The sequence below is a fragment of the Streptomyces sp. NPDC005899 genome (genome assembly GCF_040629645.1).
GTDB lineage: Bacteria > Actinomycetota > Actinomycetes > Streptomycetales > Streptomycetaceae > Streptomyces.
Map to the genome: position 1 here is coordinate 1 of NZ_JBEXWB010000297.1, position 8,051 is coordinate 8,051.

The following is an 8,051-nucleotide window of genomic DNA, read 5'->3' on the forward strand; positions in this document are numbered from 1 at the left end:
ACCTCGACGGCCGACACCCCCGCGCGCCGGTGCGCCGCGGCCAGCGCCCCGCGCAGCACGCCGAGCAGCTGACCGCCCACCGGCTCCGGGACGAGGGCGTCCACCGGGCCGGAGAAGTGCACCGACGGCTGGAAACCGAGGACCGCCGCGGCGCCGGCCGTCTCCCGCAGGACCCGGCCGCGGAAGGTGGACGGGGCCTCGGCCGGCGGCTGCTGCAGGGCGAAGATCGCGGTCCTGACCTCCTGGATGGTGGAGTCCAGCTCGTCGACCGCCCGCGCGAGCAGCTCCGCGGTCCCGCCGTCGCCCGCCAGGTCCTTGCGGCGGGTGGACTCCAGCATCATCTCCGTCGCGAACAGCCGCTGGACGACGAGGTCGTGCAGATCGCGGGCGATCCGGTCGCGGTCCTCGTAGACCGCGAGCTGTTCGCGGTAGTGCTGGGCGTCCGCCATCACGAGGGCCAGCGCGGCCTGGGAGGCGAACCGCGAGGCGAGCAGCCGGTCCAGCGCCGTGTAGGGGCGGCCGCCGCGCCGCCGTGGGAGGGCGAGCGTGCCGATGAGCCGGCCGCCGCTCCGGAGGGGGAGCATCATGCTGGGGCCGAACCGCTCCCGCACGTGGGTCGTCATCCGCGGGTCCGTCGCGGAGTCCTCCAGGAACACCGGCTCACCGCCCAGCAACTGCACGAGGACCGGGGAGCCGGGCTCGATCACGGTGCCGACGAGGCCCGCCGGGTCGTCGCGGGTGGAGGCGGTGACGATCTCCATGCCGCCCTCCCCGGTCGGCTGGAGGATCACCCCCGCCGACGCGCCGGCGAGCACCCTGGCCCGCTCCGCGACGGTCATCAGGGCGTCCGCCGTTCCCGTGCCGCCCAGCAGGGCCCGGGTGACGGCGGCGGCCCCCTCGATCCAGTGCTCCCGCTGCCGCGCCGCCTCGTGCAGGTGGGCACCGTCGACGGCCGCGGCCGCCTGGGAGGCGAGCAGCCGCAGCAGCGCGAGGTCCGTGTCCGTGAACCGCCCGGCTTCCCGCGCGGTGAGGCAGAGGCAGCCCGGCACCCCGGAGGACACCCGGATCGCGGCCCCCAGGAAGGAACGCCCGGGCGAGCGCCCGGCCGCCGTGCCCGCGCAGCGCGGATCGGTGGCCGTGTCGTCGATCCGCAGGGGCTCCCCGTCACGCAGCAGCGCCGCGACGAGGGTGCCGCGCGGGTCGAGGAGCGGCCCGGGGTCCTGGCGTCCGGCGTCGGTGAGGCCGGTGGTGAACAGCCCGGTGACACGGTTGTCGCCGGTGTCCACGAGGATGAGGGCGCCCTGGTCCGCGCCGGCCAGCGCGGTGGCGGTGTCCACGATGTGCTGAAGGGTGCTCCGCGGGTCCGGGCCGGTGCCGCCCACGGTCCGGTGCGGGTCTCAGCGGGCGAGCGGGTTGAGGACCAGCGGCTGCACCGTGCCGTCCAGCATGGCGCCGAGGCCGAGGATGGAGCACACGTCGGGCCGCTCCGCGATGTGCACGGGTACGCCCGTGGCGTCGCGCAGCATCTGGTCCAGCCCCGGGAGCAGGGCGCTGCCCCCGACCATCATGATCCCGGAGTCCGCGATGTCGGCCACCAGGTCGGGCGGGCAGTCCCGCAGCACCTTGCCCAGGCCGTCGAGCACCGCCATGAGCGGGGTGTGGATGGCCTCCCGTACGGCGGCCGTGTCGACCTCCACCGACCGGGCCAGTCCGGTGACCACGTCACGGCCGTGGATCTCCGTCACCGCCGGGCCGTTGAGCGTCAGGCCGTTGCCCCGCAGCGCCACCTGCAGCGGGCGCACCGACTGGCTGGGCAGCATCAGCTCGTGGTGCTGGCGCAGGTGCTGGATCACCGCGCGGTCGATTGCCTCGCCACCGACGGGGATGCGGACGGCCGTCACGATGGAGCCCAGCGAGAGCACCGCGATCTGGGTCGTGGCGGCCCCGCACACCATGATCATGGTGGCGGTGGGCTGCTCCACCGGCAGTCCGCAGCCGACGGCCGCGGCGATCATGGTGTCGACCAGCTCCACGCGGCGCGCGCCCAGCCCGACGAGCGTCTCCACGGTCGCCCGCTGGGCCAGCGGGTCGGCTTCGTGCGGGGTGCAGGCGGCGGCCCGCAGCCGGGGCTTGCGGCGCAGCTGGCGGCGGAGCTTCTCGCCGAGCAGGTGGCGCAGCATGCGCTGGGCCATGTCGATGTCGACGACGGTTCCGCCGGTCACGGGCCGGACCACCCGGATGTAGGCGGGCGTGCGGCCGGTCATCTGCTCGGCGAGGGCGCCGACGGCGATGAGCGAGCCGGTGCGGGTGTTGACGGCGGCGACACTGGGCTCGTCGACGACGAGCCCGGCTCCCTTGACGTACACACGGGTCCTCGCGGCCCCGAGATCGACGGCGACGTGGCAACGGCGCAACTGCTCAAGACTGACGGTCACGGCAGGTCTCCCGAGAGCGCTGACGGCGGGCACCGGCGGCAGCCGGCTGTCCTGGCATCGTCACGCCGGGCGGGTGACGGCGCGCGCTGGGTGAGGCGTACGAGGGACCCCGAGCTGACGGTGCGCCAGCTACCGGTCACCGGCGGGAAGCAGGCGCTGGAACAGGCCCCAGGTGAACTCGGCGACGCGGCCACGGCCGTCGGCGGGGTCTGTGAGGGCCAGCGCCCAGCGGGTGGGTGCGCTGCCCTCCATCGGGCGGGCCCCCGGGAACGCCCGGGCGACCTCGTCCACTGTGCAGGTCCACGGCCGCAGATCGCCGGCCGTACGCAGCTCAGGCCCCGCCCTGCCCGGGGCGCGGACCAGCCACTCGTTCCACACGGCACCGCCGGGGCCCGCCATCACCTCGAACCGCAGGTCGGGCCAGAGCGGCAGCGGCCACAGCAGCGCGTCGCACTCCAGGTCACCGACCGCTCGGCGCACGGCCGCCTCCGGCTCGCCGAGCACCGAGCGGTAGCGGCGCAGCGCCCCCCGGCCGTGCGGGGCGCGCACCATGGCCTGCCAGCGCCGGTTCGCCTCGCGCATCTCGGCGAGCGAGGCGCTCAGCTCGTGACGGGCGTCCTCCACCAGGCCCGGCTGGTGATCGGCCATCCGGCGCAGCAGGACGAGCTGGAACTCGAGCGGCCCGAAGGGGGTGCGAGCGGTCATGGCGCCCATCCTGCCGCGTCTCGCGCGTATCGGACGCCGCGCGCCGGAATCCGTTCTTCCACACAGGATCCTCACCTGAGCGGCTTCCTCGGCGTTTCCCGCCGAACTAGTCTGCGGGCGCCATGGATTACTGCCACCCGTGCCAACGGCACCTCAACGGCGCCCTGGCCTGTGCCGGTTGTGGAACCCCCGCCGACGCGCTGGTCCCCTACGCCGTCCCGGCGCACCCCGGTCACGAACCGGAGCCGCCGGGCGAGACCATCGAGCCCGCAGGGGCACGAGGGTCCCGCCGCCGCGCCCGGGGTGCCCCGGGCCGCAGGGGGCACCGCCGCCGGGGACGCGGTGTGCTGCTGACGGCGGCAGGGGTGGTGATGGCCGCCGGCGCGCTGAGCCTGGCCGAGCTGGCGGCCGAGTCCGAGTCCGAGCACGGGACCGGCGCCGCCGACTACGTGAGCGAGGCGGAGGCGACCGCGGCCGGACCGGCCCCGGCCCCCTCCTCGGCCGGCACCGTGTCCGAGGGCCCGGGGCCGGTGGACGTCCCTACCGCCGTGCCGGTGGCGGACCCCCGTCCCACGGATGCCGGGCCGGACGTGACGGCCTCGCCGGGGGGCTACGAGGCGCCCGCACCGGCGTCCGTCCCGCCCGAGGAGCAGCCTCCCGCGTCCCCGGTGTCCCCAGACACCGGGGACACCGGAGACGCCGGGGACGCGGGGGACACCGGCACGCCGGCCGGGCCGACGCCCTCCGGCGACCCCACCGCCGAGCCGACGCGGCCCGCACCTCCGGGCGAACCGTCACCGGCCCCTTCGCCCACCGAGACCTGCACGCGGTGGCTCTGGTTCTGCACGTGAGGACGCCGGCACGGCCTTTTCCGTGCTCCGGCGGGTGTCCGTGCGCAGGTGGGTGTCCGTGTTCGGGGGGACGTCCGTGCTCCGGCGGAGGGCCGTCCACCCGGAAAACCTGATGCCCCGGCCCGCGTCGCGGCGGTCGCCCGGCGGTGCGGCCGCGGGGTCAGGCCGTCTTCCGGGGGTCCGTACGGCGGGTGTCCCCGGGCCCGGCGGCCGGTTCCTCGCCGAGCATGCGGCGCAGCAGGTCGCGCAGCATCGTGCGCTCCACCTCCGACAGCTCGGCGAGCGGCTCGCGGGCGAAGTCCAGCGCGTCCTGGAGCTGCCGGGCCGTCCGCAGGCCGTCCCGGGTGGGGGCGGCCAGCTTCACCCGCCGGTCGGCGGGGTCCGGCCGGCGCTCCACCAGGCCGCGGAGCTCCAGCCGGTCGACTATGCCGGTGATGTTGGAGGGCTCGCACTTGAGTCTCCGGGCGACCTTGCGCATGGGCATCGGTTCCAGGGAGAGGAGACCGAGTACGCGGGCCTGGGCGCCGGTCAGGGCGTGGGCGGCGGCGGCCCGGTCGTACTCCTCGTGGTAGCGGGCCACGACGCCGCCGATGAGTTCGATGACGTCCAGGGTCAGCGGGTCCGTGCGCGAGGAGGCCATGACACCCAGGATACCCAATTACTTGACAAGATGAAATATCGATGCGCATGGTTGTTTCAGGTGATGAAGCATTCTCTCTTCCCACCCCCACACGTTCCGTGAGACATCGAGGAGACCCCCAGCCCATGTCTGCAGCACTTCCCACGTCCAGCCGCGAATGGCACCTCGTCGCCCGCCCCCAGGGATGGCCGGAGGCGAAGGACTTCGCGCTGCGCGAGGCGCCGGTGACCGCTCCCGGCGAGGGCCGCGTCCTCGTCCGCAACCTGTACTTCTCGGTCGACCCGTACATGCGCGGCCGGATGAACGACGTGAAGTCCTACACCCCGCCCTTCAAGCTCGACCACCCCATGGACGGCGGCGCGGTCGGCGAGGTCATCGCCTCGAACGCCGACGGCTTCGCCGTGGGCGACCACGTGCTGCACGGCCTCGGCTGGCGGGAGTACGCCGACGTGCCGGCCAAGCACGCGGTGAAGGTCGACGCCTCGATCGCCCCGCTCTCCGCCTACCTCGGCGTCCTCGGCATGACCGGGCTCACCGCCTACGCGGGCCTGTTCGACGTCGCCTCCTTCAAGGAGGGCGACGCCGTCTTCGTCTCCGGTGCGGCCGGTGCGGTCGGCAGCCAGGTCGGCCAGATGGCGAAGCTCAAGGGCGCCTCGCGGGTCATCGGTTCCGCCGGGTCCGACGAGAAGGTGAAGCTCCTGGTCGAGGAGTACGGCTTCGACGCGGCCTTCAACTACAAGAACGGCCCCGTGCGGGACCAGCTGCGCGAGGCGGCGCCGGACGGCATCGACGTCTACTTCGACAACGTCGGCGGCGAGCACCTGGAGGCCGCGATCTCCTCGTTCAACGTGCACGGCCGCGCCACCATCTGCGGCATGATCGCCCAGTACAACGCCACGGAGCCCAGCCCGGCCCCCCGCAACCTCGCGCTGGTCATCGGCAAGCGGCTCCGCCTGCAGGGCATGCTCGTGGGCGACCACTCCGACCTCCAGCCGCAGTTCGTCCAGGAGGTGGCCGGCTGGCTCGCCTCCGGCGAGCTGAAGTACCGCGAGACGAAGGTCGAGGGCATCGAGAACGGCTTCGACGCGTTCGTGGGCCTCCTGCGTGGCGAGAACACCGGCAAGATGATCGTTTCGCTGGACGCCTGACCGCCGCTCCGCCGTCACCCGCTAGGCTCGGCCCAGGCCGTCGCGGTCGTGGGCGCGAGCCGCGGCGCATCAGCAGGAGGAATCCTCGTATGACCATCCAGAACATCGACGTGGCCTACACCGCCGTCGCCACCGCGGAGAACGGCCGTGACGGCCGCGTCTCCAGCGACGACGGCAAGCTCGACGTCGTCGTCAACCCGCCGAAGGAGATGGGCGGCAGCGGCGCGGGCACCAACCCCGAGCAGCTCTTCGCGGCGGGCTACAGCGCCTGCTTCCAGGGCGCGCTCGGCGTGGTCGCCCGCAAGGAGCGGGCCGACATCTCCGGCTCGACGGTCACCGCGTCCGTCGGCATCGGCAAGACCGAGGCGGGCGGTTTCGGCCTGGAGGTGGCGATCACCGCCTCCATCCCGAACGTCGACAGGGCGACGGCCCAGTCGCTCATCGAGAAGGCGCACGAGGTGTGCCCCTACTCGAACGCCACCCGGGGCAACATCAAGGTCGAGCTGTCGGTCGCCTGACCAGGTCGTCCGTACGGCCGAGGGCCGCATCCCGCTCCAGGGGTGCGGCCCTCGGCCGTCCCGCCGGTAAAGGCGCGCACGGGGCATTGACGGCCCGCGGAGAGTGACCCTACGGTCCCGTTCGAGAACACGAGCATCATTCGATATACCGAACACACCGTACATCGGAGTCGACCCGTGAGGAAGTCATGACCCGCACCGCGCGCTTCACCCTCGACCCGGCCTTCACCGTGGGTGAGGTGAACCCACGGCTCTTCGGATCGTTCGTCGAGCACCTGGGACGCTGCGTCCACGACGGCATCCACGAGCCGGGCCACCCCGCCGCGGACGAGGCCGGGCTGCGCACCGACGTCCTGGAGCTGGTCCGCGAGCTCGGTGTCACCGCCATCCGCTACCCCGGGGGCAACTTCGTCTCCGGCTACCGCTGGGAGGACGGCGTCGGCCCCGTCGGCGAGCGTCCCCGCCGTCTCGACCTCGCGTGGCGCTCCACCGAGACGAACCGTTTCGGCCTCTCGGAGTACATGGACTTCCTCAGGAAGATCGGCCCCCGGGCCGAGCCCATGCTCGCGGTCAACCTCGGCACCCGGGGGGTCCAGGAGGCCGTCGAGCTCCAGGAGTACGCCAACCACCCGTCCGGCACCGAACTCTCCGACCGCCGCGTCGCCCACGGTGACGAGGACCCCTTCGGGATCAGGCTCTGGTGCCTGGGCAACGAGATGGACGGCCCGTGGCAGACCGGCCACAAGACCGCGCGGGAGTACGGGCGGCTCGCGGCCGAGACCGCGCGCGCGATGCGGCAGATCGACCCGTCCGTCGAACTCGTCGCGTGCGGCTCCTCCAGCCGAGCCATGCCGACCTTCGCGGCGTGGGAGGCGACGGTGCTCGCCGAGACCTACGACCTCGTCGACTTCGTCTCGCTGCACGCCTACTACGAGGAGACCGACGGCGACCGCGGCTCCTTCCTCGCCTCGGCGGTGGACATGGAGTCCTTCATCGAGAGCGTCGTGGCGACCTGCGACCACGTGGGAGCGCGCCTCAAGTCGCCGAAGAGGATCGACCTCTCCTTCGACGAGTGGAACGTCTGGTACCAGCGGCGCTTCGAGCAGGAGGCGCAGGAGAACCCGCTCGACTGGCCCGAGGCCCCGCGGCTGCTGGAGGACAGCTACAGCGTCACCGACGCCGTCGTCGTCGGCAGCCTGCTCATCGCGCTGCTGCGGCACGCGGACCGGGTGACCGTCGCCTGCCTCGCCCAGCTGGTCAACGTGATCGCGCCGATCATGACCGAGCCCGGCGGGCCCGCCTGGCGGCAGACGACCTTCTTCCCCTTCGCCCAGGCGGCACGGTACGGCCGGGGCCAGGTGCTGGACGTGCGGGTGGACTCACCGACGTACCGGACGGCGAAGTACGGCGAGGCGGACCTGCTGCACGCCACCGCCGTACGGGACCCGGAGACCGGTGCCGTCACCGTCTTCGCGGTCAACCGGGACCAGGACGCCGTGCTGCCGCTCGAAGTGGCCCTGGCCGGACTGGACCTGGACGCGGTCGCCGAGCACCTGGTCGTCGCCGACGCCGACCCGGAGGCCCGTAACACCCTCGCCGAGCCCGAACGGGTGGCCCCGCACCCGGCCGAGGGCACCGAGCTGGCCGGCGGGGTGCTGAAGGCCGCGCTGGAGCCGATGTCCTGGAACATGATCCGGCTGGTGTGACGACGGCGGACGGGGGGGCCCCCCCCGGGGGCGGGGGCCCAGCGCCCG

The 8,051-nt window shown here is 73.6% G+C and carries 8 protein-coding genes; 4 read left to right on the forward strand and 4 right to left on the reverse strand.

The features are described from left to right. The 3 genes from ABZ371_RS25535 to ABZ371_RS25545 all read right to left on the reverse strand — a co-directional run. On the reverse strand, window positions 1–1,382 hold a 1,382-nt coding region (locus tag ABZ371_RS25535; protein WP_358683692.1), incomplete at its 3' end, for a GAF domain-containing protein. Window positions 1,383–1,397: 15 nt separating this feature from the next. Next, on the reverse strand, window positions 1,398–2,435 hold the full coding sequence (locus tag ABZ371_RS25540) for a rod shape-determining protein (RefSeq protein ID WP_358683694.1): 1,038 nt from the start codon (window positions 2,433–2,435) through the stop codon (window positions 1,398–1,400). A 129-nt stretch (window positions 2,436–2,564) separates the two neighbouring features. Then, a complete protein-coding gene (locus tag ABZ371_RS25545; RefSeq protein ID WP_358683696.1) occupies window positions 2,565–3,140 on the reverse strand; it encodes a hypothetical protein in 576 nt (191 codons plus the stop codon). A gap of 344 nt (window positions 3,141–3,484) precedes the next feature. Here ABZ371_RS25545 and ABZ371_RS25550 point away from each other — a divergent pair, with 344 nt between their 5' ends. After that, window positions 3,485–3,991, forward strand: coding sequence for a hypothetical protein (locus tag ABZ371_RS25550; protein WP_358683698.1), 507 nt, complete (start codon window positions 3,485–3,487; stop codon window positions 3,989–3,991). Between the two features lie 160 nt (window positions 3,992–4,151). On the opposite strand, the gene ABZ371_RS25555 is transcribed toward ABZ371_RS25550, so the two are convergent. Continuing rightward, entirely contained in the window at window positions 4,152–4,631 is a 480-nt protein-coding gene (locus ABZ371_RS25555; protein WP_358683700.1) for a MarR family transcriptional regulator, read from the reverse strand. Window positions 4,632–4,756: 125 nt separating this feature from the next. Here ABZ371_RS25555 and ABZ371_RS25560 point away from each other — a divergent pair, with 125 nt between their 5' ends. From ABZ371_RS25560 to ABZ371_RS25570, 3 genes are all read left to right on the forward strand, one after another. Beyond that, a complete protein-coding gene (locus ABZ371_RS25560; protein ID WP_358683702.1) occupies window positions 4,757–5,779 on the forward strand; it encodes an NADP-dependent oxidoreductase in 1,023 nt (340 codons plus the stop codon). Between the two features lie 89 nt (window positions 5,780–5,868). Next, on the forward strand, window positions 5,869–6,297 hold the full coding sequence (locus ABZ371_RS25565; RefSeq protein ID WP_358683704.1) for an organic hydroperoxide resistance protein: 429 nt from the start codon (window positions 5,869–5,871) through the stop codon (window positions 6,295–6,297). A gap of 188 nt (window positions 6,298–6,485) precedes the next feature. Continuing rightward, window positions 6,486–8,003, forward strand: a complete 1,518-nt coding sequence (locus ABZ371_RS25570; RefSeq protein ID WP_358683706.1) for an alpha-N-arabinofuranosidase — start codon at window positions 6,486–6,488, stop codon at window positions 8,001–8,003. The last annotated feature ends 48 nt before the right edge of the window (window positions 8,004–8,051 follow it).

What these genes read in the sequence shown, in the direction of transcription:
- ABZ371_RS25555 (WP_358683700.1), bottom strand. Translation starts at nt 4,631, where the DNA reads ATGGCCTCCTCGCGCACGGACCCGCTGACCCTGGACGTCATCGAACTC.
- ABZ371_RS25545 (WP_358683696.1), bottom strand. Translation starts at nt 3,140, where the DNA reads ATGACCGCTCGCACCCCCTTCGGGCCGCTCGAGTTCCAGCTCGTCCTG.
- ABZ371_RS25565 (WP_358683704.1), top strand. Translation starts at nt 5,869, where the DNA reads ATGACCATCCAGAACATCGACGTGGCCTACACCGCCGTCGCCACCGCG.
- ABZ371_RS25560 (WP_358683702.1), top strand. Translation starts at nt 4,757, where the DNA reads ATGTCTGCAGCACTTCCCACGTCCAGCCGCGAATGGCACCTCGTCGCC.
- ABZ371_RS25570 (WP_358683706.1), top strand. Translation starts at nt 6,486, where the DNA reads ATGACCCGCACCGCGCGCTTCACCCTCGACCCGGCCTTCACCGTGGGT.